The sequence below is a fragment of the Devosia algicola genome, assembly GCF_028816455.1.
GTDB classification, from domain to species: Bacteria; Pseudomonadota; Alphaproteobacteria; order Rhizobiales; family Devosiaceae; genus Devosia; species Devosia algicola.
The window spans coordinates 433,833-457,900 of record NZ_CP118246.1 but is presented as its reverse complement, the minus strand read 5'-3'; the positions used below and the strand labels follow the sequence as shown (position 1 = coordinate 457,900).

The 24,068-nt window shown below is 56.2% G+C and carries 21 protein-coding genes, 1 tRNA gene and 2 pseudogenes; 7 read left to right on the top strand and 17 right to left on the bottom strand.

Annotated elements, in window-relative coordinates:
• Nucleotides 1–151: 151 nt before the first annotated feature.
• From PSQ19_RS02400 to PSQ19_RS02340, 14 genes and pseudogenes are all read right to left on the bottom strand, one after another.
• Complete coding sequence (locus tag PSQ19_RS02400; protein ID WP_282219476.1) at nt 152–1,234, bottom strand: enolase C-terminal domain-like protein; 1,083 nt, start codon at nt 1,232–1,234, stop codon at nt 152–154.
• Nucleotides 1,235–1,283: 49 nt separating this feature from the next.
• On the bottom strand, nt 1,284–1,406 hold the full coding sequence (locus tag PSQ19_RS02395; protein ID WP_282219475.1) for a hypothetical protein: 123 nt from the start codon (nt 1,404–1,406) through the stop codon (nt 1,284–1,286).
• Nucleotide 1,407: 1 nt separating this feature from the next.
• On the bottom strand, nt 1,408–1,758 hold the full coding sequence (locus PSQ19_RS02390) for a hypothetical protein (protein WP_282219474.1): 351 nt from the start codon (nt 1,756–1,758) through the stop codon (nt 1,408–1,410).
• A 43-nt stretch (nt 1,759–1,801) separates the two neighbouring features.
• Nucleotides 1,802–1,906, bottom strand: coding sequence for a hypothetical protein (locus PSQ19_RS19640; RefSeq protein ID WP_407649065.1), 105 nt, complete (start codon nt 1,904–1,906; stop codon nt 1,802–1,804).
• 73 nt (nt 1,907–1,979) lie between these two features.
• Nucleotides 1,980–3,134 (bottom strand): annotated as a pseudogene (locus tag PSQ19_RS02385) (alpha-galactosidase); the annotation flags it as partial.
• 292 nt (nt 3,135–3,426) lie between these two features.
• A complete protein-coding gene (locus tag PSQ19_RS02380) occupies nt 3,427–4,224 on the bottom strand; it encodes an oligopeptide/dipeptide ABC transporter ATP-binding protein (RefSeq protein ID WP_282220592.1) in 798 nt (265 codons plus the stop codon).
• A 49-nt stretch (nt 4,225–4,273) separates the two neighbouring features.
• Nucleotides 4,274–4,477, bottom strand: a pseudogene (locus tag PSQ19_RS02375) (ATP-binding cassette domain-containing protein); the annotation flags it as partial.
• Nucleotides 4,478–4,485: 8 nt separating this feature from the next.
• Nucleotides 4,486–5,517, bottom strand: a complete 1,032-nt coding sequence (locus PSQ19_RS02370) for an ABC transporter ATP-binding protein (protein WP_282219472.1) — start codon at nt 5,515–5,517, stop codon at nt 4,486–4,488.
• A gap of 8 nt (nt 5,518–5,525) precedes the next feature.
• Complete coding sequence (locus tag PSQ19_RS02365) at nt 5,526–6,671, bottom strand: ABC transporter permease (RefSeq protein WP_282219471.1); 1,146 nt, start codon at nt 6,669–6,671, stop codon at nt 5,526–5,528.
• The gene (locus tag PSQ19_RS02360) at nt 6,664–7,647 is read right to left on the bottom strand and encodes an ABC transporter permease (RefSeq protein WP_282219470.1); all 984 of its coding nucleotides are present in this window, start codon (nt 7,645–7,647) and stop codon (nt 6,664–6,666) included. The genes PSQ19_RS02365 and PSQ19_RS02360 overlap by 8 nt, the downstream gene beginning before the upstream one ends.
• A gap of 64 nt (nt 7,648–7,711) precedes the next feature.
• Complete coding sequence (locus PSQ19_RS02355) at nt 7,712–9,691, bottom strand: ABC transporter substrate-binding protein (protein ID WP_282219469.1); 1,980 nt, start codon at nt 9,689–9,691, stop codon at nt 7,712–7,714.
• Between the two features lie 253 nt (nt 9,692–9,944).
• Nucleotides 9,945–11,606: an alpha-galactosidase gene (locus tag PSQ19_RS02350; protein ID WP_282219468.1), complete on the bottom strand. Its 1,662-nt coding sequence runs from the start codon at nt 11,604–11,606 to the stop codon at nt 9,945–9,947.
• Nucleotides 11,607–11,631: 25 nt separating this feature from the next.
• Nucleotides 11,632–12,036 (bottom strand): hypothetical protein, encoded by a 405-nt coding sequence (locus PSQ19_RS02345; protein ID WP_282219467.1) that lies wholly within the window; start codon nt 12,034–12,036, stop codon nt 11,632–11,634.
• 126 nt (nt 12,037–12,162) lie between these two features.
• A complete protein-coding gene (locus PSQ19_RS02340; protein ID WP_282219466.1) occupies nt 12,163–13,008 on the bottom strand; it encodes a phytanoyl-CoA dioxygenase family protein in 846 nt (281 codons plus the stop codon).
• 85 nt (nt 13,009–13,093) lie between these two features.
• Between PSQ19_RS02340 and PSQ19_RS02335 the strand changes: the two genes are divergently transcribed.
• The gene (locus PSQ19_RS02335) at nt 13,094–13,951 is read left to right on the top strand and encodes a helix-turn-helix domain-containing protein (RefSeq protein WP_328517720.1); all 858 of its coding nucleotides are present in this window, start codon (nt 13,094–13,096) and stop codon (nt 13,949–13,951) included.
• A 183-nt stretch (nt 13,952–14,134) separates the two neighbouring features.
• Here PSQ19_RS02335 and PSQ19_RS02330 read toward each other — a convergent pair.
• A tRNA-Gly gene (locus PSQ19_RS02330) sits at nt 14,135–14,209 on the bottom strand.
• 486 nt (nt 14,210–14,695) lie between these two features.
• Here PSQ19_RS02330 and yghU point away from each other — a divergent pair.
• The 6 genes from yghU (at nt 14,696) to PSQ19_RS02300 (ending at nt 20,312) form a co-directional block, all read left to right on the top strand.
• On the top strand, nt 14,696–15,580 hold the full coding sequence (yghU, locus tag PSQ19_RS02325) for a glutathione-dependent disulfide-bond oxidoreductase (protein WP_282219465.1): 885 nt from the start codon (nt 14,696–14,698) through the stop codon (nt 15,578–15,580).
• 93 nt (nt 15,581–15,673) lie between these two features.
• A complete protein-coding gene (locus PSQ19_RS02320; RefSeq protein WP_282219464.1) occupies nt 15,674–16,369 on the top strand; it encodes a haloacid dehalogenase type II in 696 nt (231 codons plus the stop codon).
• Between the two features lie 97 nt (nt 16,370–16,466).
• Nucleotides 16,467–17,768: a PQQ-dependent sugar dehydrogenase gene (locus PSQ19_RS02315; protein ID WP_282219463.1), complete on the top strand. Its 1,302-nt coding sequence runs from the start codon at nt 16,467–16,469 to the stop codon at nt 17,766–17,768.
• Between the two features lie 42 nt (nt 17,769–17,810).
• The gene (locus tag PSQ19_RS02310) at nt 17,811–18,350 is read left to right on the top strand and encodes an ABC transporter substrate-binding protein (protein WP_282219462.1); all 540 of its coding nucleotides are present in this window, start codon (nt 17,811–17,813) and stop codon (nt 18,348–18,350) included.
• 85 nt (nt 18,351–18,435) lie between these two features.
• Entirely contained in the window at nt 18,436–19,593 is a 1,158-nt protein-coding gene (locus PSQ19_RS02305; protein WP_282219461.1) for an ABC transporter permease, read from the top strand.
• Nucleotides 19,590–20,312 carry an ABC transporter ATP-binding protein gene (locus PSQ19_RS02300; protein ID WP_282219460.1) on the top strand — a complete coding sequence of 241 codons (723 nt, stop codon included), beginning with the start codon at nt 19,590–19,592 and terminating at the stop codon, nt 20,310–20,312. Before PSQ19_RS02305 ends, PSQ19_RS02300 begins: the two co-directional genes overlap by 4 nt.
• A 374-nt stretch (nt 20,313–20,686) precedes the next feature.
• Here the strand turns inward: PSQ19_RS02300 and PSQ19_RS02295 are convergent, their stop codons facing one another.
• Together PSQ19_RS02295 and PSQ19_RS02290 are read right to left on the bottom strand one after the other, a co-directional pair.
• On the bottom strand, nt 20,687–22,609 hold the full coding sequence (locus PSQ19_RS02295) for a putative bifunctional diguanylate cyclase/phosphodiesterase (protein ID WP_282219459.1): 1,923 nt from the start codon (nt 22,607–22,609) through the stop codon (nt 20,687–20,689).
• Nucleotides 22,610–22,625: 16 nt separating this feature from the next.
• Complete coding sequence (locus PSQ19_RS02290; RefSeq protein WP_282219458.1) at nt 22,626–23,852, bottom strand: FIST signal transduction protein; 1,227 nt, start codon at nt 23,850–23,852, stop codon at nt 22,626–22,628.
• Between the last annotated feature and the right edge of the window lie 216 nt (nt 23,853–24,068).

The following is a 24,068-nucleotide window of genomic DNA, read 5'->3' as shown; positions in this document are numbered from 1 at the left end:
CCTCGTCATACAGTCTGACCGCATTTCAAGCTGAGAAGCGGTATATGAATTTAGTACCGTCTACCAGTCGGCCACCGTTCCGTCTCCCATAACAGCCTCTCGCGTATGCAATATATCTGGTTTCATCGGGTGCGCGGCAATGACTGCCTCGTCAACTTCGATTCCGAGACCCGGAAGGCTCTGGCACATCCCACCTGCCCGGCCGCCGCTCAATTGGCCATTTGACCACGTCACCGTACCAAGGCACGGCCCCCGACATTTCTTCCTGAATAATAACGTTTGGCGTCGAGACACCGAAGTGCAACGCTGCTACGCCGGCGATCGGGCCGATAGGATTGTGTGGCGCAATCCCAATACCGGCTATTTCGGCCATGGCGGCGATCTTCTTGGTCTCGGCGAGCCCACCGGTGTGGCAGATATCTGGCTGGGCGATGTGTACCAGGCGATCCCGCAGGATTGGTTCAAATTCCCGCCGGCCAATGAGCCGCTCGCCGGACGCGATTGGTGTAGTGGAACGCCGTTTTACCTCGGCAAGTCCTCCGATGTCCTCGGGAGCCACCGGTTCTTCAACGAACAATAGACGGGCGTCCGACAGCGCATCTATGAATGCCATCGCAGCGCTTGCGGACGCCGGTCGCCCGTGGAAATCGACCATGATATCGACGTCGTCCCCAACGGCGTCGCGCAGTTCGCCCACAACGCGTCTAACCCGGTCTACCTCGGCGTTGGGTGCGGTGTAGTGCGAATACGGAATGCACACGACCTTGAGGGCGTCATATCCCATTTCAACGACTTTCCGGGCATGCCCCACGATTGCATCTGCGGTATCCGATTCATAGACCGCGCGCATGTCACCGAGACCGAGATGGGTATACGTGCGCAGATGGTTTCGTACCTTACCGCCCAGCAAACGCCAGACGGGCACGCCAAGCACCTTGCCCAAAATGTCCCATAACGCCATTTCGATACCGCTGATAGCGGAGGTACCGATTACGCCCAAGCGCCAAAAGCTGTGCCTTGTCATCGTCTGGACGCAATGTTCAATGTCGCGCGGATCCTGCCCCGCAAGCATGGGCGCGAAGTCAGCGATAGCGCCGATCACGGCGTTTGTCTTGAACTCAAGTGTTGCCTCACCCCAGCCGATCAAACCGGGTTGATCGGTCTCGACGCGGACGAAAATCCAGTTCCGCATTTCCGCATTGCATACCTGCGCTGTAATCGAAACGATCTTCACGAGAACGATCCTTTGATAACTCTCAATTCAGAAGGGTGTACCGCACTGGTCATTCCTGCACGCTCTCGACAAGGACCACTGCCGACGAAAATTGATCGCCGAGGACGATTTCCAGCCCATCGGCCAAATCCTTGCCAGATACATTCTGCGACGGACCGTCAAGAAAACTCACACTATAGAGCCTGTGCGGGGCTGAGCCCAGCAAGACGAAACCGCTGCGCAGGCGAACCGATAAGTCGGAAGAAAAAACCGACGCCGCCATTCGTGTCCTTGTCCGCGTACCAAATGGCGGCCCAATCACCGTTGCCGTCGAGGGGCGGTGCGGCGGTCAGTTGATATTGATCGGCATTATTGATGCGCGGCCGAACGTGTTGCTTGTAAAAGTCAACATGGCGCGCGGCCGTCTCAATTTCGGCCTCGGACCATTGCGAAACCGGCGCGCTGATACCTAGTGAGCCGAGCATGGCGATGCGTAGGCGGAATGCGATATCGCCGCGCTCGTCCGGCTGGGCACCCCGGCTCATGTGCCCCGCGATGCTGTTGGGTGGCCACTCGATCAGCCAGTCGTTACATTCTACCGGCGTATGGGCGAGCCTGACTGCCGAAGTGAATGGCGAGATTTCGTAGAGACTGTTTCTGATCGGACATCCAGTTGGTGTGCGCGTGCTTCATGATCGCAGCATCGAAACGACCGCCACCGCCGGCGCACATTTCGAGCGTCAGGCTCGGGCATGGCAGCGCGAATTTCGTCCTGCAGGCGATAAAGCCCTTGGTAGTGAGCCACAACCGGATCTGCATCTTTGGCGCCGGTATAACCATCGGCCCAACCACCCTGGCGCATATCGGTATTGAAATCCCACTTCATCCACTTGGCATTTGTGGCACGCAAGATTTTCAGGATACGCTCAAGGGCAAACTGGCGCGCGCCCTCAATACCCAAATTCACGATAGCGCGCTCGTTGGGCGACGGCGCGCGCCCATCGACATGATGCAGCCACTCCGGATGATTGCGACGTATGTAAGCGGACGGGCTAATAGCCTCTGGCTCGAACCAAATTCCGAACTGAAGTCCGGCCTGTTCACATGCCTGGCTCAACTCTTCCAGACCGTTTGGAAACAGGCGATTATTAACCGTCCAGTCGCCCGTTCGTGTCCACCAGCTCTCATCGGGGTCTTCCTGGTCGGTCGTGTACCACCCAGCGTCGAGAACAAATACCTCGCACTGCATTTTCTTGGCGATCGGCACAAAATCCATCATGTCCGCAACATTGGGCTCACCTGGATACGGATACCAACTGTTGAACTGAACGGGCACATTCCTTTGCCCGTTGGGGCGCTCGGCGCGACGATAATCATGCAAGCACTGGGTAGCGCGGTTCAGATCGCCGGCAACACGCAGGATCGTTGCGCGCGGCAGCACCAATTCCTGGTTTGCATGCAGGGCGTGCGAGAGGCTGATCTCGTGTATGCCGCCCGCGAGGTGGGTTACGCCGGGACCGCGCCGAGCCGACATGTTCCAATTTCCCGACCACGACAATTGCGCCACAATCGTGGTCTGATCTGCTTCCAGGGCGATCCAGGGATTGTACTCGAACCCCGTTTTGCCGGCCCGACTTTCGAGATTGATGGGGACATGCTGCAAACTAACCCGATTGACCTGAGTTTCCTCGCCCCACTCCCCTGACAATAACACAGCGCGTTCAACCGGATCGGTCAGTGTAAATGCAAAGCTGGGTGCAGATGTAAGCAACAGGGGCGCGGTCGCACCGGTGTGGATCACTTTCGTGTCTTTTACGAGCACGCCACTTGGGTGGATCGCGAACAATAATTCGGCGCGCAGATCAAACCGGGTGCTGCTAAGAATGACAGCGAGCCCGCGCGGCAACTCGTTCACCTCCATTTTGTCCCATGACACCGGTATCCGGTCGACCCCTATCCGAAAATCGGCGTCGTTGCGGCGCAGCGTATCGGGAAAGGCGAACACCGCGTCCCGGTCCGTTGCCGGATCGTCCTTGCTTGTACCCAGTCTCGTATAGAGCGCATTGACGCCGTGGACGTGATTGTCACTCTGGTCTCGCAGCACGATATCGAGCGCGTTTTCGGCCCACACTATGCGCCAGTGCCAGTCTGAAATCCGTGAGGTCGATACGGCTATCACGTCGCGCTCAACTTGCTCGTTCATCAGTACACCTTCAGATTGCAGACTGGCCGGGTGCCGCCACGAGCGGCAGTTCTCCAGCGAAATGACAGCGCGCCTGGCGTCCAGCGGATATGGTGCGCAGGGGCGGCACCTCGGATGAACATATCGGCTGCGCATAGGGACAGCGTGGATGGAAATGACAGCCAGCGGGCGGATTGACGGCGCTTGGCACCTCGCCCTTGGGCGCGCGCTTTTCCGTGGCTTTGCCGTGACCAAGGCGCGGCACACTGTTGAGCAGCGCTGCGGTATAGGGATGCAGCGGTGCCTTGAACATTGTGCGGGTGTTGCCGGTTTCAACGACCCTGCCGAGATACATCACAACTGTTTCGTCGGTAAAATAATTCACGACGCTTAGATCGTGAGCGATGAACAGATAGGTCAAATTGTGTTTGACCTGCAGGTCTTTCAGCAAATTGAGCGTCTGGGCCTGAATTGATACGTCGAGGGCCGATACCGGCTCATCGGCGACCACAAGTTTGGGGTTCATGGCCAGCGCTCGCGCGATCACCACGCGTTGGCGTTGGCCGCCACTCAATGCATGGGGGTAGCGGTCCATATAACGGGGCGACAAGCCGACCTGCTCTAACAGTTGAGCCACCCGTGGCGGGATTTCGGCTTTTGGCAGCAGCTTGTTGATGATCAGTGGCTCGGCCACGAGATCCGCCAGCGTCATACGCGGATTGAGGGACGCGTTTGGATCCTGAAACACCATCTGGATATTGAGCCGAACATGTCGGCGCAGGCTCGCTGTCTGCGTGGGCAATATCGACGCGACCACGCTCGGGATCATCAAACTGGATTTCCCCGCTATTCGCCGACAAACCACCCATTATGGTATGACCCATAGTGGATTTTCCGCACCCAGATTCACCTACAAGGCCGACACTTGCTCCGTGCGGCACGTCGAACGACACATCGTCAAGCGCCCGCACCGTGCTCTTGGCACGGCCAAAAACGCCGCCATTGAGGACAAAATGCTTGCTCACCCCGCGCACTGATAATAGCGGGGACGGCGACTGCGCCAGAGGCGTTGGCTCTTTCATAGTGCTGCTCATCCTCTCAGCACCTCCAACTGAGGATCAACCAGAAAGCAGCGGGCCTGGTGGCCTTGGCCGCAAGCGTAAAGTTCGGGTAGTCGCTGATCGCATAGTCCAGGCATGGCTTCGCGGCATCGCGTGTGAAATGGACAGCCGCGCGGCATTTCGTCCGGCGTTGGCACCATGCCCTTGATCGCATTGAGCCGGCTTGCCGGATCTGTGTCGATATTCGGGAGGGAATCGAGAAGTGCCCGCGTGTAGGGGTGCGACGGACTGGACAACACATCTGCTGCCGCGCCCCGTTCGACCACATAACCAAGGTACATTACCGCAATCTCATCGGCGACTTCACTTGCGACAGCCAGGTCATGGGTGATGAAAAGCATGGCCATTCCCAACTCGCTCTGCAATTGCCGCAGAAGGTCGAGAATCTGGCTCTCGGTTGTTACATCGAGGGCGGTTGTGGGCTCATCGGCTATCAGCAGGTTTGGCCCGCAGCAGAGCGCCATGGCAATCATTACCCGCTGCCGCATGCCGCCAGACAGTTGGTGCGGATAGCGATCAATAAGAACCTCGGGCTGGGGCAGTCGCACTAGACCCAGCATATCAATTGCGATGTCGCGGGCACCTGACCGACTGGTCTTTGGCCGGTGCGCCAGAACCATTTCGACGATCTGCTCGCCAATGGTAAAGAGTGGATCGAACGAAGTCATGGGCTCCTGAAATATCATTGCGACCTCGGCCCCGCGGAACTGACGCATCTGTTCGGAGCTGGACTTCCAATCGGTGATCAAACGCGCTTCACCGTCGTCACCGGTATAGGTAATGGTGCCGCTGGCGATCTTGCCGGGCGCGCGCACCAGGTTGAGTAGCGCGAGGCTCGTAACTGACTTGCCGCACCCGCTCTCGCCGATCAATGCCAGGGTTGCACCCTTTTCAATCGCGAAACTAACCCCATTGACGGCGCGCACAACACCGCTTTCGGTGTGGAATTCAACTACCAGATCGTCAACGGACAGAAGCGGTGAGACGTTGGGTTCAGTCATCACACCGCCTATCGGGAGAACGGGTCGGCAGCATCACGCAAACCGTCGCCGACGAAATTAAAGGAAATGATGGTGAGCACCACGAAGGCGGCCGGAGACAATAGCCATGGCAGTTGCAGGATCACCTGAACGCTCTGCGCCTCATTGAGCAACACACCCCAACTGGTCATCGGCGCCTTGATACCGAGCCCCAGAAAACTAAGTGCGGTCTCGCCCAAAATCATCGAGGGGATGGTCAGGGTTGCGATCACAAGTATATGGCTCATGGTCGAGGGCAGCAGGTGCCGGAACATGATGCGAGGCGGCGAGGCGTTGGCATAGCTGGCAGCGCGCACGAAATCACTTGTCCGCAGCGACAGCACCATGGCGCGCACCTGTCGCGCCAGTGCTCCCCAACTGAGAATGGACAAGACAATTGAAATGGCGAAATACACCTGCACGGAACTCCATGTCGGGGGCACCAGCGTCGCCAACGCCAGCCACAAGGGGATCTGCGGGAACGCCAACGTCATCTCGATAATGCGCTGTACGATTTCGTCGAACCAGCCGCCATAGTAGCCGCTGATAATCCCGACACTCGCGCCAATTACCAGCGCCAGAATGACACCGAACAGCCCCACCGTCAGCGACACCTGGGATCCATATAGAATGCGGCTGAACAGATCGCGGCCCGTTGTATCGGTTCCGAGCAGGAACAGTTTGCCCGGCGCTTCGACGCCGAACAGATGCACATCCGACTTCCAAATGCCCAAAATGTTGTATGGCGCGCCGCGAATAAACAACTCGATCGGATATCGCACACTGGTATCTTCAATGCTGGTCATCGTGAAGGTCTTGGGGTCCATCGCCCGGGTGATGGCATAGACAAAGGGCTGAAAGTGGAATTGCCCGTCGGCGTCAACGAAATGAATTGCGGTCGGGGACGTGCGAGGGAACTGCTGATGTGTTTCACGCACACCATAGGGTGCGACGAACCCTGCCAGCACCGCCAGTATATACATCACTGTCAGCACCACGAGGCCAAATACCGCGAGCCGATTGCGTCGGAACTTGCGCCACATAAGTTGGCGTACCGACAGTATCGCGGTGGGGCGCGCCGACAGGGTTTCGATTTCTGGTTCCAGGTCGGCAGCCAGAGCGCGGGTGTCACTCATAGCGAATCCTTGGGTCAATCCACGCCAGTAATACGTCTGAGATCAGATTACCGACGACGACGGTGATGGCGATCATGACGAGTATGGTGCTGGCGAGAAACACGTCTTGTCGAAGTGTCGCCTGCAGATAGATTGTTTGAATGGTCGGCAGGTTGAGCACGATACTGGTAATAGCGAAGCCGTTGATCAGAAACGCCAGTACCTGGCCGAATATGGACACCAGAGGGTGCAGCGCGTTCCGGAATACGTGCTTCCATATGATAACGCGCTCTGGCAAACCCTTGGCGCGTAGCGTGACAACATAGTTCTTGCCCAGTTCTTCGAGCATATTGTTGCGGGTAACCCGCATAATCAGTGCGGTACCAGTGAAGGCGACGGCCAAAACGCTGAGCCAGGCGTAAGACAGGAAGTCGAGTATTTTGGCGAGCGTCCATGGCTGGTTGACAAATTCGGGGGAACTCAAACCCAAAAATACATTCCCCGTGGCAGAGAATGCGAGGACCAGCAGCACGATGGCCAGCAGGAAGTCGGGAATGCCGACACCCACAAAAGCGAAGATCGTCAGGCCAACATCGCCAGCCGAATATTGGTGGGTGGCAGAATAGACGCCGAGTGGTATGCCCACGCCCCACGAGACGATGAACGCCAGGAATGATACCGCGAGCGTCATCGGCAGACGCTCCATAATAACGGCGCCGACCGGACGCAAATCACTGAACGATATGCCGAAATCGCCCCTGACGAAATTACCGACCCATAGCACAAATCGTTCCGGTGCTGGCCGATTAAGGCCGAACTGAGTCTTGAGGTTTTCGGCCTGATCCATCATGCCAGTATTGCCGATAGCAGCCTGTTGCAGGACATACTGGTCGACGAAGTCAGTAGCGGGCAGTTGCATAATGCCGAACCCGACCGCCATTATCAGGAGCAGTGTTGGCACCATTAGTGCCAGTCGTTTGCCAATGTAGCGAAGCATGGACAGACCTCGATTGTGCACAAACCAGCGTATCTGGCGTTGCCGCCAACTGAGTTATTCGTGACTAGCGCGGCGGCGATGGTCGAGACGCGCGGTAATTTGCGCGCGCCTCGAGAGTATTCAGGTCGACGATCAGGAGCCTGAAGTAGAACTGCTCAGGATCAGCTGTGCCTGGATATCCAAGGTCCCATCCACCCAGCAGTCCAGTATCCTGGACATTGTGGAGTCGGTTTGAAACGACCACTGGCGAAGGATGCTCGCCGATCGTTCCCAGCGAAACCGGGCCCTCATCAAGATGGATTTGGTAGGCGGCGAGCAATGCCTTATCGCGCTCCGCCGGATCGACAATTGCCACCGCATCGCCGTAGGCCTTTTGCAGCTTTTCGAGCATCGATCCCGCACGCGGCGCCGTGCCCTCCGTACCACCGCTCTGGTAGTACCGACCGAGATTGATACCACCAACGCACCACTCGACGCCTTCAATCGGCGCCCAAACGGTAGCGGCCGATAGCAGTCCCCAGCCAGAGGCGCTTGGCCACGAACGAATCATCATTTCCCTGTTCTGGGCTCTCACTGTCATTTCACTGCCAGCGATCGGATTGAGAATGGTCTCGATCCCGATCCCGTCCCAGTCCTCTTTCATCAAATCCATAATGGAATTGGTTTCAGGATCATCGGTAGGCATATCAATGATCAGCTGCAGCCTGGTGCCATCTGGCCGCTCACGGAAACCGTCACCATCCTTATCGACGACACCAATCGCATCGAGCAACTTCTTGGCGCCCTCGGCATCGTGGTCGATATAAGAGGTCGACCACTTCTCGTAGAAGGCCTGGCCCTCAGGCGACTGGAATTCGGGACTTTCGGGACTAAGTGCAAACTGCCGGGGCTTGGCCAGTCCATAGGCACCGATCTGATTGTACTTGTTGCGATCCATGGCGAACGACAGCGCCTTGCGGAACTCCTGCTTGTAGAACAGGTCGACAATGCCCTCGTCGTTAAAGTCGTACATCAAGATTATCCACGGCCACGCATAGTCACCGCGCTGCCACATCTTGACTGTGTATTCACCCTTCTCCTGACTTTGAAGCAATAGCGAGATATCACCCAGATTAAAGTCACGCGCCTGGAAATCTATCTTGCCTGCAACCGCATTGAGAAGCACTGCTTGCTTGAAGCTGTCGGCGGTCGCCAGGGTCGTGTCGAAGCCGTCCACATAGGGCAATTGCTGCCCTTTGGTGTCGACCTTCCAATAATATGGATTGCGCTTGGTCACCAACCGCTGGCCGGCGGTGTATGACGTGGCCAGCCACGCATTCAGCGTTGGCATATCAAGTTGCTGCGTACGGCTTGCAGTATTGTAGCGAGCCATCAGGTCCTGCGTATCGGCCGCGTCAGAATATTTCGGATGGAATTGCTTCATGTAGTGGGCTGGCACCAGCCATTGCGCACTCTGATAGTGGCCACGTGAGGCGAAATCGATGAACAGCGGATTTGGTCCGTCAAAGGTCAATTTGATCGACAGATCATCGAGTTTTTCGACGGTCATGGGCTTATTATTGACCACGGTGCCAGATGGGAAGCTAAGTCCGACATCCTGATCGAGTACCATGTCGTTCCAAAAGAACATGAAATCATCGGGGCCGAACGGCTGCCCGTCGGACCATTTCATGCCTTTGCGGAAGTGCATGGTAACTTCGGTGTAGGCGTCGTTCCAGTCCCAGGCTCTTAGCACATTTGGACGGAACCCATTGGCATCGCGGTTAAACTTGGCAAACGGCTCGACCGCCTGCACCATGCGCTCCATGCCCAAATCTTCATTGCTAATGTCGCGGATAGTGCCGCCATATTGGCCGACGCTTTCTACCGGCTCGAGCACCAGCGGCTCCTCGCCTACACGGTCTGCAGCGGCTGGCAGATTGCCCGCCGAAACATCCGCATCAAGACTCGGCGCGCCGGTTGTTTCGGCACCGCGCGCCAGTGTGGGTACCGCGGCCAATATAGCAAGCGCTGCCGACGTCTTTAACAAATCCCTACGCTTCATTTGATTTCCTCCCGTCTGAAACATTGCGACCGCCAGTTTCACGATCATATGCATCCGAAGGCTCGACGGTGCCTTTCAGCGCTGACAGGCTCCCAGCCGACTGACCCCTCGTTGAGGAGCGGCCTTGCGCAACCTCCCTCGCAACAAGGCATATCATTTATGAATTATATATGATGTTAGTGTCAAGACTGGTTAATTGATTACTGGCCCTACCAACGAGCAAGTACGGACAGCCATAGACACGCCAGCCCCGTCAGCGTCGGCGCGAGAAACGCAACACAGCGCTTTGATCGTCACCAAGGGGCACTTTTATGCCGACCTGTTTCCAGCCACTCCCGCTTCGGGTGACGCCGCTCTCAAGCGCTTCATAGCGCGCTTCTGGATCAAGGCCAGTCACACCAATTATGGGCGCATCGGTCGGGCGGCCGGGACGCAACCGGTACACAAAAACCACCGCCTCGCCCTTATCCTTTGAGACATAAGCAAGTGCGCTGATTTTGGAATCGCGCGGCGAGCGGAGGCGGTAAAGATCTCCCCCAGAAACTATCGGACGCAACAGCTTGTAGGTCGCAACATGCTCGGCCGCGCGGGCTTGATCGGTCGCTGACCATTCCAGCAAATTACCCCCAACGCCGAGGGCGCCAGCCATGCTCACATGAAAGCGGAAGTCGAGCGAATAGTTTTCCTTATCCTCGTCCGTAACCCAGGATGCCATGGTCGACGCCGGGAACAGGCGACTATAGCCCTCTTGGATTTCCAACCGCGCGGCTGGCACGGTGTTGTCGCTAACCCAGCTTTGTTCGGCCAGCGCCATCATCGCCAAATCGATCCTGCCGCCACCACCCGAGCAGTTCTCCCATATTACGGACGGGTGTCGATGACGCAGTTGTTTCCACACCCGGTAGACACCTTCGACATAGCGGACCCACAACTCGCGCTGGTCCCGGTCGTGGCCTGGCCACCCTGGCTCGCTTACATTTCGATTCATGTCCCACTTGATGAAGTCGATCGGTGCGTCGGCGAGCAACCGGTCGAAAATATCGATCAGATAGTCCTGAACATCTTTACGCGCCAAATTCAGGATGGACTGATTGCGCATAAGGGTACGTGGTCGCTCAGGAAAGTGCAGTACCCAGTCGGGATGGGCGCGATAGAGATCGGAGTCGGGATTGACCATTTCCGGTTCAATCCACAGACCGAACTGCATACCATGAGCGTGAACAGCGTCAGCTAGTGGTTTGATACCATTTGGAAATTTTTCTCGATCTGGCCACCAATCGCCGAGGCCAGCCTTGTCGTTCTGGCGCCCGGAGAACCAACCATCATCCATTACGAACAGTTCTACGCCCATCCGGGCGGCCCTGTCCGCCAGTGCGATTTGTCCGGCCTCGTCCACGTCGAACATTGTGGCGTACCACGAATTATAGACCACTGGCGGGATATAGCTGGGTCGCGGCGCCAACTCGTCGTGCACCAAGTCGTGCAGAACGCGACTGGCGGCTCCATGCCCGCCGGTGACGTAACCGAATATGACATTTGGTGCTTCGAACACCTCGTCGGGCATGAGTGTCCAGCCGAAATCGTGATCATTCAGACCCAAATGGACCAGACATCTGTCGTCCGCGGTCCTCTCTGCAATAAGTTTCCAGTTGCCGCTCCATTGCAGCGTACCAAACCAAACCGCACCCTGCTCCTCGCCTGCTACGTCGCCCAATCGGTCGCTATCGATGGCGAAATAGGGCACCCCGCCATGGGACGTGGTGATGCGACGACTCTCCCGAACTAGTGTCCCGACTGGCAGCGGGTCACGCTGAAGCCGGAATTCGTTACCCCAGCGGCCGTCAATGTGGGACAGCGCATAGGGGCCGCGCTCCGGCAGATGAAAACTTGCCGAAAATGCCCGCTCAATCGCCAACGCCTCGGCGCCACGATTTCGAATATTAACGCCGCGAGCGAACAGACCAGGCGTCGTTAGGCTCCTCGACGTGAATGGTAATTTCGAGATCCTGCGCGACGTCTTCCAGGACGAAATCCAACCGGCGGCCGGTCTGCTTGGCGCGGACAAAGCGCAGTGCCAAATCCCTAAGGCCGCTCCCAGCAACGACATCGATCGTGCGCTCACTGAAGACACCGCGCTCGCCGGTAACAATGGCAAAAGGTATGCGCTGTTCGGGCGGTCCAAACTCATAGTGACGCGCCGGTTCGGGAACAGGATAGTCGGCCAAATCGGGCAAACGCTGACCCCAGTATGTTTGCTGAAGTCGGCCCTCACTATCGACAAAAAACGCACAGGCCGCGTCGCCGTTTTCCAACACCCAACCTTTGCCCTCGAAAATCGACCTCACTAACAGCATCCTTTCAATGGCGCATTGCCGCCAATCACGGCGATTTATTATCGTATTAAATACTTATTTTCTCATATATTATATTACGTTGGGCGGTCATGCCGATCATCGTGCTCTGCTCATTGTTCAGTGTGGTGCTGTCGGCATGTCCTGCAGCGTACCGCACGGACCACCATCGTCATTGACTGCAACGTCCTGGCGCTCACCTTCAAAGCTATAGGCATCGTAATGTTTGCTCATCTCCCTGGTGCTGGCAGGCACGTAGTGAAAGATGAGCGAGCGGCGAAACCGGTCCTTACTGATATTTGGTGTGCTGCCGTGAATTACGCTGCCGTTAAAGAACAACACGTCACCGGCATTCAGACGCACATATTCTGGCTCCAATCCCTCCGGCGGCTCAACACGATCGGTGGTAAATGACGTCGCGGGATCGGCCTTGTCGGGGCAGGCAATGTCCAGATGATCCGTTTGAGGTACACACATCATGCCGCCATTGGCCTCATCGACATCGTCTATCGCGAGCCACGCCGCCATGCATGTGCCCGGCTTTACCCTGAGGTAGAAATTGTCCTGGTGAAGATCCTGCCCGCGCGCGCCCGGTGGCTTAAAATAGAACATGCTTTGGCACGCATAGGGCGTCTCACCAAAAAGCTCACTGAGGACCTGTTTCAGCTTGACGTCCCGCATATATTTGAGTGTCAGCGAACCAACCGGCTTGTCGGCGTGTTTGTGCGGGTTCATCATTCTCGGATAGAAGGACAGCGGGTCGTCGCGATTGGGGGTTGCAGCGGTAGCGGCGTTCGCGAACTTTGGCAGGTCCGACAGTCCCGCAACCGGTCCATGCTTACCCTGCTCCATGAATGTCTCACGGATCATGGCCACCTCGTCAGGTCGAAAGAGCCCGCGAACGGCCAGAAATCCGTTCTGATCAAAAAGTTGGCGTTGTTCCCTGGACAGAGTAATTTGTGACATATGCAACCTCCTAATATGTTGAGACTACCGGGCCGGGACCGCAATGGCGATTGAACATGCTGTCGAATACATATAATATTCTGCTATGATGAAAAATACACAAGGCCGAGTGTCTGAATATTCCAGGTTGTTGACCGGGCACTTCTATAAGACATCCGGGTACAGCACGTTCCGGGACATCGGCGCGCCGGATTGGCTTATGGTCTACACTGCCGGCGGCATGGGACGTTTTGGCCATGAGGCCGGCGAGATCATCGTCCGGCAGGACGACTGGGTGTTGATTCAGCCGGGCGCCCGCCACGATTATGGCGTTGAGTCTTCATTGGCGCATTGGGAACTGGTGTGGGTGCATTTTGATCCGCATCCACAGTGGCTCAGTTGGTTGAACTGGCCAGTCGTGCACGGCGGATTGATGCACCTCAATATTGGCGGATCGGTCGGCCGAGGTGTCGCGAGCCGGTTTATGCAGGTTCACCAGTTGCACAACAGTACGCTGCACCGCCGAGAAGCAATCGCCATCAATGCGTTGGAAGATGTGCTCCTGCAGTGTGACCAGCACAATCCGAGGGCGGTGCGTGAACACGGGGACGATCGGGTAAGCAACGCGATCGATTTTATGGAACAGAACCTGCAAGACAATATTGGCGTTGATGATATTGCTGCTGCTGTTGGCCTATCAACATCGCGGCTTGCTCACCTGTTTCGGGCCGAATCCGGTCAAACACCACAAAATTATCTTGAATCACTGCGAATGCGCCGCGCTGCCGAAATGCTTGGCCGCACGAACTTCCGTGTCAAACACATCGCCGCAACAGTCGGCTATGAAAACCCTTTATATTTTTCACTCCGCTTCAAGGCTTGGGCGCAAAAGAGTCCCACAGAATTCCGACAATCTGCGACTACTATTGAGACGTCGACTGGACGAAAATTGGTCGGTCGGTAGCACGCCCAACAAGACAGTCCGTTGGTGAAGCAACGCAACTGCGGCTAGGCGAACTCCTAGAGCCCCGATTTGGCGTTATGCATGCAGACAGAGGCGTGATGCGCCAATATCGGGGACCGCTAATCACGTCGAGTCAGATAAACCAGCAATATATAGAGTTATGGAATAATTGTTACGGACAATTGGAGCGGGTAGCGGGAATCGAACCCGCATATTCAGCTTGGAAGGCTGCTGCTCTACCACTGAGCCTATACCCGCCCATAGGCGTCATGGACAATTGGACTGGTGGGTCCTGTTTCGACGGAAGTCTGTTGTTTCCGACGTTATGTATCGCCTTCTAAAGGCTAACCGGTAGTCATGGCAAGCGCGTTTTGTGGTCGGTTGGACACGCTAGGGGCGTCGGTATTGTAGTGCACACTGCGCGAGTGGTCTGGCAGGGGTCATATGGCTCGGCATTTTGCAACAACGTTGCGGCGCTTCAGCTACAGTCGAAAAAGCACGGATGGGGATGCGTTCTGGCTAACACTGAAGTCTCCAACTTTTGTGCTGTGATTTGCTGGTCATTCCTTGCCCAGTGTACCTGGTTTGTGGTCTGGGTACTTTTTTGACCTCGCTCCCCCTCGATAGGACCAACGCTGCCACTCTTAAGTTTACACGGGACGAGTTGCAGTGTTGGCGTCGGTCGGCAGCGCAACTGGCACAGCGACCAAAGGTCTGTCACCAACTACAGAAAGACACAACGCCATGTCCGACAACAACAGCTATGTGCCGCCAAGAATCTGGACCTGGGATGCGGGGAATGGTGGCGAATGGTCGAAAATCAACCGCCCTATCTCGGGAGCGACCCACGAAGCCACCCTGCCCCAAGGCAAACACGCCTTGCAACTCTACTCGCTGGGCACGCCCAACGGCCAGAAGGTTACTATTATGCTCGAAGAACTTTTGGCGCTTGGCGACGTTGGAGCGGAATATGACGCCCATCTAATCCAAATCGGCGATGGGGAACAGTTCTCGTCGGGTTTCGTCTCGGTCAACCCGAACTCCAAAATCCCGGCGCTCTTGGATATAGATACCGGTAGTCGTGTGTTCGAGAGCGGGGCAATCCTGCTTTATCTGGCGGAAAAATTTGGCCATTTTCTACCAAAAGACGCCAAGGTGCGAACAGAGGCCCTCAACTGGTTGTTTTGGTTACAGGGCTCAGCGCCTTATCTGGGCGGTGGCTTTGGACATTTTTATGCCTATGCGCCTGAGAAATTTCAGTATCCCATTGACCGTTTTACCATGGAAGTTAAGCGCCAAATGGACGTGTTGGATCGCGAGCTGTCCAGGCACCAATTTCTGGGCGGCACCGAATATTCCATCGCCGACATCGCTACGTGGCCCTGGTATGGAACTTTGGCGTTGGGTGAAACCTACGGCGCAGGCGAGTTCCTGCAAGTGGAGGATTACAAGCACCTGCGTCGTTGGGCCGAGGAGATACAGGCCCGCCCCGCCGTGCAGCGTGGCCGCAAGGTCAATCGCCTGTGGGGCGACCCATCCGAACAACTACACGAACGCCACGACGCATCAGATTTCGACCTCAGAACACAAGATAAAATGGCCGCGGCGGACTATGACGCTGTTGAATAATCGACACGGTAACGCTTCACTGACGAGTATTCTACGCAGTGACGGCAGGCCGCCGCCAACAGGCGGTGTCGACACCAAGGTCGAGGACATATCATGCCAATAAATGCTATCGTGTTTGACGCATATGGCACACTGTTCGACGTGTATTCGGTGGACGTGCTGGCGGACGAGATTTTTCCTGGGCACGGTGCCCAATTATCCGGTCTGTGGCGCGACAAGCAAATCGAATATACCCGCCTCCGGACCCTGTGCGACCAGTATGTGGATTTTTGGCAGATAACCGAAGACGCGCTTGAGTTCGCCTGCGAGCGCCTGAAACAAACCCTGACGGGAACTGCACGAAAGCGTCTGCTCGACAACTATGCCGATCTGACCGCCTTTCCTGAGAATATTGAAGTGCTTGAGCAACTCAAGGAAGCAGATATTCCGTTGGCAATCCTGTCGAACGGCACGCAAAAGATGCTCAACCAGGCAATTTCCGCGTCGGGCATGGGAGGCCTCCGTGATGCGGTGTTGAGCGTCGACAGCGTCCGTCGTTTCAAGACGGCGCCGGAAGCCTATCAATTGGGGCCCGACCATTTCGATTGTCGGCCCGGCGATATTTTGTTTGTTTCCTCAAATTGCTGGGACATATGCGGGGCGGCATGGTTTGGCTATCGCACCATCTGGCTGAACCGTTATCGCCTGCCGCTCGAAAGGCTCGGTATTGCGCCGGACCGGATCGGGACGTCACTAAAGGACGTCGTTGAGTTTGCCGCCGAGACACAGACCAATATACCCAATATTTGATGGTGGAAACCGTCCGCTGCAGAGAAACTAAGGTGTTCGTGCGCCGTCAATTCCTTTAACTATGGTTTAAATCCTGTTTGCCAGTAGAGATACCCACATGAACGCCAGTGCCATTTTCGCCCGTTTTGTCGCTGCCATTGGTTCGGTGGCGATTGCTGTTCGCCACTCCGGCGATGGCCCCCGCCCGCCGGTCTACGGCACCACGCCAAATATTCCGACTGCCAAGCCGCAGGGCAGTATTCCGACGCTGAAAATGCCGACGGCAAAAGGGTGGGAAAATGGACGTACACCGACGGTAGCACCGGGTCTCAAGGTGAATGCCTTTGCTGCGGGCCTGGATCATCCGCGCCATATGCATGTGCTGCCGAATGGCGACGTCCTGGTGGCTGAGTCGCTGGGTGAGGCGGGCGCGGTCAACAGCGTATTCGACTATGCAATGGTCAGCACCATGCGCCGTGCCGCGGCGTTGGGGGACAGTCCCAATCGCCTCATGCTGTTGCGTGATGCCGATGGTGACGGTGTCGCAGAAACCAGACACGTCTTCATCGAGGGCGTTCGCCAGCCGTTTGGTATGGTCCTGTTGGGCGACACGCTTTATGTCGGCGCCAGCGATGCTGTATTGGCATTTCCATACGAAACCGGCGCAACCAGCATTACGGCACCCGGTCGCGTCGTCATGACAACAAAACCCGGTGGACACTGGACCCGGAACCTGATCCAGAGCGCCGATGGCAAAAAACTCTACGTGGCAGTCGGATCGCAGAGCAATATTGCCGAGTCTGGATTGGAGGTCGAGGTCGATCGCGCCTGTATTCATGAACTGGATCTGGCAACCGGTCAGTCGCGCATTTTCGCTGGTGGCCTACGCAATCCGGTCGGTATGGCTTGGGAGCCGACGACGGAATCACTTTGGACTGTAGTCAATGAACGCGACGGTTTGGGCGACGAGACTCCACCAGACTATCTGACTTCGGTGCAGGATGGCGGGTTTTATGGCTGGCCATTTAGCTATTGGGGCAAAACGGTTGATGATCGGGTGCCTCAAGACGCCGCCAAAGTGGCATCTGCGCTGGCGCCAGACTATGCCTTGGGTGGGCATACCGCATCGCTCGGGCTCTGCTGGTTGCCCGAAGGCACCCTGCCCGGCTTTCCCGCAGGCATGGCCATCGGCCAGCACGGATCATGGAACCGTAGTAAACTTAGCGGCTACAAAATGACATTCGTTGCATTTGAGAATGGCAAGCCGCTGGGACTGCCGCGCGATATTCTCACCGACTTTCTCTCTGCGGACGAAAAATATTCATATGGCCGCCCGGTTGGCGTTGCGCTGGCATCAGACAATGCGGTGCTGATGGCCGATGATGTTGGAGACGTTATCTGGCGAGTAACGCCAGCCTGAGAGGTTTTCCAAATCTGACTGGCCGCACCGATGGGAAAATTTATGCGTCATATCGGCGGACTGCTATTGGTGGGACTTGCCTTGGCTGTCGGCGGCATCACCGCACAGGCGCAGGACAATCAGGTCGATACGACGGTGATCGTTGGCGCACAAGAGAGCGGCACCGTTCAATGGGAGCTCCAGACAATCAAGACCTTGGCGCTCGACAAGAAGCATCATGTCAAAATTGTAGTCCGCCCACTGGCAGATAGCAGGGCTGGCCAAATTGCGCTACTGACAGGCACTGTCGATGTCATCCTGTCGGACTTCGTGTGGGTGTCGGTTCAGCGCGAGCAAGGCAATTTGGTAACGATGGTGCCCCATTCGCTTGCGGTTGGCGGATTGATGGTGCCGAAGGGCAGCACGATCACGACGGTGGCAGACCTCAAGGGCGGGACCGTCGGCGTGGCGGGCGGGCCGGTGGACAAGAGCCTGGGTCATCCTGCAAGCCTACTACAATCGTACCACCGGCCGTGCCCTCGCCGAAGATGCCAGCGCCAATTATGGTGCGCCACCGCTGATCAACGAGCTTCTGCGCTCTGAACGCATCGATGCCGGATTGAATTTTTGGCAATGGAATGCGCGCGCGAAGGCCGCCGGTAGTCACGAAGTCATTTCGGTTGCGCAGATGCTCGACGAACTCGGTGTTGACCAGCCGCCGCCACTGCTGGGCTGGACCTTTTCCGATGAAACGGCGCGGAGCAAGACCGGCGCCATCACGCGTTTCCTCGACGCCTCGTTTGACGCCAAGGCCGTCTTGCGCGAAAACGATGCCGTATGGGAGGGCCTCAAGGGAGCCATGGGGGCGAACGAGGATAGTGCGCTGTTCAGGCAGTTGCGCGACGATTATAGGCGCGGCATAGTCTCACGCTATGATCCATCGCTGGTCCACGCCGCAGAACAGGCCTTCGCGGTGCTGGCACAATATGGCGGCAGCGACCTTGTCGGCAGTGGCGATCAGGCTCGCCGCAGGAACCTTCTGGACTGGATATCAAAAATAGACACCCCGGCAACTGACAAGCCCGCCCGCCGCGCGCCGGACAATCGGGCGCTCGAATATCTGTCACTGCCTCTGCTGTTACTTGTATGGGAAGTTCTTGCCATCACCTTCCCCAACCGCTTGTTCCCCACCCCGGTTGCAGTGGGACAGGAACTTTGGCTGTTGGCTACCCAAGGCAAATTGCTAAGTGATCTGATCAAAACCTTGCTGCGGGCGAGCACCGCGTTCGTTGTCGCTATGGTGCTGGGAACAGTTTTGGGGATATTATTGGGCCGACAGCGCCGGCTCGATCGACTATTTTCATCATGGCTACTTGTCGGCCTCAATCTGCCAGCAATTGTCGTTGCCATAGTACTTTATATCTGGCTAGGGCTTACAGAACTGGCCTTGATCAGTGCGGTCGTCATCAACAAGGTGCCGTTGGTAACTACCAACATTCGGGAGGGTGTCCGCAGCTTTGCGCCGGAATTCGACGAGTTGGCGCTGGCGCTTCGGCTACCAATGGATCGCAAATTGCGGCTGATTTTCCTTCCGCAGCTGTTGCCTTTTGTCCTTGCATCGGCGCGAACAGGGCTATCGCTGATCTGGAAAATCGTTCTCGTTTTTGAAGTATTGGGCAGCGACGGCGGCGTCGGTTATCGAGTCAGTCTGTTTTTTCAGTTTTTCGATATCACCGGAATTTTGGCGTATACCACGGCCTTCATTCTCGTCGTGATGGCACTCGAACACAGTATCATCCGACCCATAGAACAGAAAGTCATGCAGTGGCGCCCGGACCCCGCTTGATCCTCAATATTGTCGAAAAACGATTTGAACAGAATAGTTTGCCGCTGCTCAATCATTTTATACTGGAGGTCGAACCCGAGAGCGTGGTCGCGCTTGTCGGGCCGTCGGGCATCGGCAAATCAACATTACTCCGACTGGCAGGGGGAATCGACCAGCAGTTTACCGGCAACATCACCATTGACGGGGTAGAGGCAGCAGATACGCCACCACCAGGATACGTGTTTCAGGACCCACGCTTGTTGCCCTGGCTTACGGCACTGGAGAACGTACGCGCGTCCAACCCGAATGTGCCCGAGGAGACGGCCCAAACGGCTCTGGCACAAGTCGGGCTGGCGAAGCAGGCCAGCGCCTACCCGCGCCAGCTATCGGGCGGAATGCAGCGGCGGCTAACGCTGGCCCGCGCACTCGCAACCAACGCTCGCCTGCTGTTGCTTGACGAGCCATTTATCTCTCTGGACCGGGTATTGGTCAACGAAATCCGTTCGTTTCTGGCTAACTTGATCGAGGCGAAGCGATCGACAATGATTTTCGTGTCCCACTCTGCTGAGGACGCAGCGTGTTTGGCAGATCGGGTAATCGCGCTGGCGGGTCGACCCGCGCGGATCGCCGACGATATAACGCTTTCGGTCGCGCGCTCGCAACGCGACGATGCGACTATTAAAGAATACACGCATCGGCTCGAAGCGATGACCAAGGACAGTTGTGGGTCAGACACCTAGCCCACGCGTTCGGGCTGGCGACAGCAAATCTAGATCAAGTGCGAATATGTGGCTCGTCTTTGACTTGGCGCAAGGACATCGACCAATTTTCGGTTTCAATTTGGGGATCGGTCGGGTCTACCTGTGCTGTTTAGCGGGTTGGCGGCGTGCCAACGCCAATCAATAGTATGGCGACCCACCACATGAGGATTTCGCCATGACGCAACGCTCAAACCAGCGCCCAAGTACCAAAGAAACGGACGATACCGCCAACCGCAGACTTCTGGCCATGTTGATATGGGGGCTGGTCCTGGCAGTTGTCGGGATTTCGATTATTTTCGCTGTCGTTCATTAGCTTGCGAGTTCGATAGCCGACCGGCGAACAATGCGTTAAATTAGGCCACTTTCCAGCAAATGTCTGAAAATATGTCCTTCAGTTTATAAATTTCGTCCACGAATAGTGGCTTGGAAAATAAATAACCCTGCACGGTCTGGATTGAAGTCTGGGACAACAGGTAGTTGAGTTCATCTTCCGTTTCCACCCCTTCAGCGACGATACTCATGCCCAAGGTATTGCCCAATGACTCTATTGTCTTAAGAATACTTTGGCTGCGAGGACGATCCTGTATCGACATGATGAACGAGCGGTCGACCTTGATTTCATCCGCCGTAATATCGGCCAATGCGGAAAGCGAGGAGTAGCCCGTCCCGAAGTCATCAATCGATACCTTGGTGCCCATTTGACGGAGTTGCGGCAATACCAGCGATTGAAATGGACCGGCCGCGACAATCGCGTCCTCGGTTACCTCAAGTATGATGCGGCTGGAGCGGTTGCTCGCTGCAATCCTCGCGGCGAAACCACTCATAAAGGTGGGGCTTGATGCTTGGCGAGCCGAGACATTTATGCTGACGCGCGTTTCGCTGCCAAAAACCTTATCCAGGCTTGGAAAACTCTGAATTGCGTCTTCAAGAACGATAGCGGCAATGTCGTTGAGCAGACCCAATTCACCTGCGATGTCAATAAACTCACTTGGATTTCGGACAGTGCCGTCCCGATCTATCCAACGCGCCAGCGCCTCGAAGCCGGTAATACGCATGGCTCTGATATCAATTTTTGGTTGAAAAACGCACCGGAATTGACGATCGCGAACCGCAAGGCGCAGTTGCTGTTCGAGTTCGAGCCGCGCCGCAGCAACAGTGCCCATTACGTCATCAAAATAGGCAGTGCTGCCCTTGGCTGCCGTCTTGGCCCTATACATGGCAATATCTGCGTTTCGGCGGAGCGCGTCATAATCAGTGCCATGCTCGGGATAGAGAGCGATCCCCATAGAAGCAGAGGAAATCACTTCGATGCCTTCAACATTGAATGATCGTTTCATCTGTTCTTCAATACGTCTCGCAATGGCATGCAGGTCTTCAACATCATCAAAAATGTCGAACAGGATCAGAAATTCGTCGCCGCTAATCCGGCCCACATGGTCACATTTGCGAATGTTGGCGCGCAGTCGATCCGCCACACTCTTGAGTAATGCGTCACCTACCGCGTGACTATAAAGATCGTTGACCTGCTTGAAGTTGTCGAGATCAATGAACGCCAGGGCGATCATGCCGCCATCGCGTTGGTTCTGGATTGCCGCCTCGACTAGTTCCTGCATGCAGGTTCGATTGGGCAACTCGGTGAGTTGATCGTGATTGGCGCGATGGGCGAGCGCCTTCTGGCTCTCCTGCAACCTGTCGGTCAGGGTCAAGAGCCTCTGGCTTTCGGCAACGCTCTGATTTGCATCGCGAGCAGCGAAGGCATGGGATGCCAACAGGGCGAATTTTCGCGCCAGAACCACGTGATCCCTATCAAAACCGGCATCGCCCTCAGGCCTGAGCAACATCATCAGGCCACGACGATCCCTAACCCGCATAGGCAGATAGAGTGCCGGTTGCGAACTCGAGATCCTTTCAAGTTTGGCACTACTCCACTCTTCAACGTTTTCGTTGGTGAAGGTTACAGCAGCGCGACCGTTGAGAACTTTTTGGAAGAACCGTCCGGCTCGCCATTTGCTATTGACCAAATCCGCGGGCTGACTGGCCACACATTCCAGGTCGTCGCCCTCTGTATCCTGTTCGACCAAAACGATAGCGTGGGAGAACCCGAAGATTGACTCTAGTGCCTTGAACACCCCCGAAAATGGATCCACTTCGTCTCGATACAGCAGCGCTTCGAGCGCGCCGGTCAGCTTCTCAGCATGAGCGGCCTCAGTGCGTAACCGATCAATCTGACGCTGCATGACAACAATGGTTTCTCGGAGTTCCTCTGAGCTTTCCATCTGGTTGACCTGGTGACTACTGGCCAAACGCGATCGCAGAAATCATGAGATTGCCGTGAACGTTTTTGCCTAAAATCAGCCCCTGCTCACCAAAAGTGAAACATCCCAGAAACGGCGTGTCGGAAAAACTCTCCGCGACAGTTTTTGAAACTTCGGACATGCCGTCGCCGACGGCCAGCATGCAACCACCGCAATAAACGACAACGCCACCAGCCAGACTGTCAATGCCGTCGGGCAAGGACGCCGCAGCCATTGACGCAACGCGTCCGGCCCTGTCGACGAGTCGCCGCTTTTCACCCCGCATGGAATAGATACGCGTGCCTTCTTCCACTTCCGCAAAGGTCGAAAGTCCGCCCTCGGGCGTAATAGCGTCGGGATGAACCAACAAATAGTGGGACACTTCGTTGATGTTACCGGAGTCGATACCCAGGGGAAACATGGTGGTGTCAGCGAGGATATTTCCGCCCTCAGCCAGTCGCTCGGTCAGCCCACCGCCTATCCAGTTATTGTATGTTTGCGCAGCCGGCTGGTTATCGATCGCCAAAATGTGGCGGCCACGTGACTCGGTCACGATGCCGCTCTTGCCATCCGTATCGAAGCCAATTCTGGTGACGATTCCGCTTTGTCCTGATGGCTCATATCCACCCTGGAACGCAAAGCCTATACCACCGGATGAGAACAGGACGCCAACCACCAGGCCGTTGGTCATTATACGGTCGGGGCCCAGTTGCCTCCAATTCCCAGCAACGGTGTCGTCGGCAGAACTGCCCCCGATAACAGGACAGCGATCGCCAACAATGCGACGCAATCCGGCGATTACCGCCTCTTCCTGGCCTGGCGCTTGATAGACCCAGACCAATTCGGGCAACTCGTTGGGACAATCGGCCGCCTCTAGTGCTGCCAAAAGCGCGGTTTCAGCTGCCGCGGCGGGATCATCCCCCAACTCAACAATTGACGAACCGTAGCTACCCTCGGCATCTTCGATCATCAGTAGACCAACGGATTCGGCACCACCAAGTCCAGCCTGCGTCATGACGCCGGAGCAAGACGTGCCACCAAGTAATGCCGCGCCGGGAAAACGTTGTTTTAGAAACGCCAGAACTTGATTGTCGTCATGAGCGCATCCATAGAACGCGTAGACAAAGTTCGGCGTAACATCGGTGTCACCTAATTTGTTCGCTAATTCGGCGATCGCCATTTCTGTGGTATTCGCAGACACCATTACTGAGTTTAGACGAACCATCTCAAACCTCTTGGCGCCAACCGGCAACTACCACACCGAGAATTTGCGCACTATAATTGCAACCAGAATCCAAACGCCAACAAGCGGTTCGATAATACTTTTTGTCGGATTACTAATAGATGGTATGTCTTAATTTTGGCTTTCGGCGCAACGCGGCATTTGCCAGGGCAAGGACCGAATACAACAACTGACAATCAGATGGTGCCTATCACTGGA

What these genes read in the sequence shown, in the direction of transcription:
- PSQ19_RS02310 (WP_282219462.1), top strand. Translation starts at nt 17,811, where the DNA reads ATGCGTCATATCGGCGGACTGCTATTGGTGGGACTTGCCTTGGCTGTC.
- PSQ19_RS02340 (WP_282219466.1), bottom strand. Translation starts at nt 13,008, where the DNA reads ATGTCACAAATTACTCTGTCCAGGGAACAACGCCAACTTTTTGATCAG.
- PSQ19_RS02390 (WP_282219474.1), bottom strand. Translation starts at nt 1,758, where the DNA reads ATGAGCCGGGGTGCCCAGCCGGACGAGCGCGGCGATATCGCATTCCGC.
- PSQ19_RS02360 (WP_282219470.1), bottom strand. Translation starts at nt 7,647, where the DNA reads ATGCTTCGCTACATTGGCAAACGACTGGCACTAATGGTGCCAACACTG.
- PSQ19_RS02290 (WP_282219458.1), bottom strand. Translation starts at nt 23,852, where the DNA reads ATGGTTCGTCTAAACTCAGTAATGGTGTCTGCGAATACCACAGAAATG.
- PSQ19_RS02335 (WP_328517720.1), top strand. Translation starts at nt 13,094, where the DNA reads ATGATGAAAAATACACAAGGCCGAGTGTCTGAATATTCCAGGTTGTTG.
- PSQ19_RS02365 (WP_282219471.1), bottom strand. Translation starts at nt 6,671, where the DNA reads ATGAGTGACACCCGCGCTCTGGCTGCCGACCTGGAACCAGAAATCGAA.
- PSQ19_RS02295 (WP_282219459.1), bottom strand. Translation starts at nt 22,609, where the DNA reads ATGGAAAGCTCAGAGGAACTCCGAGAAACCATTGTTGTCATGCAGCGT.
- PSQ19_RS02380 (WP_282220592.1), bottom strand. Translation starts at nt 4,224, where the DNA reads ATGATCCCGAGCGTGGTCGCGTCGATATTGCCCACGCAGACAGCGAGC.
- PSQ19_RS19640 (WP_407649065.1), bottom strand. Translation starts at nt 1,906, where the DNA reads ATGAAGCACGCGCACACCAACTGGATGTCCGATCAGAAACAGTCTCTA.
- PSQ19_RS02305 (WP_282219461.1), top strand. Translation starts at nt 18,436, where the DNA reads ATGCTCGACGAACTCGGTGTTGACCAGCCGCCGCCACTGCTGGGCTGG.
- PSQ19_RS02370 (WP_282219472.1), bottom strand. Translation starts at nt 5,517, where the DNA reads ATGACTGAACCCAACGTCTCACCGCTTCTGTCCGTTGACGATCTGGTA.
- PSQ19_RS02355 (WP_282219469.1), bottom strand. Translation starts at nt 9,691, where the DNA reads ATGAAGCGTAGGGATTTGTTAAAGACGTCGGCAGCGCTTGCTATATTG.
- PSQ19_RS02320 (WP_282219464.1), top strand. Translation starts at nt 15,674, where the DNA reads ATGCCAATAAATGCTATCGTGTTTGACGCATATGGCACACTGTTCGAC.
- PSQ19_RS02315 (WP_282219463.1), top strand. Translation starts at nt 16,467, where the DNA reads ATGAACGCCAGTGCCATTTTCGCCCGTTTTGTCGCTGCCATTGGTTCG.
- yghU (WP_282219465.1), top strand. Translation starts at nt 14,696, where the DNA reads ATGTCCGACAACAACAGCTATGTGCCGCCAAGAATCTGGACCTGGGAT.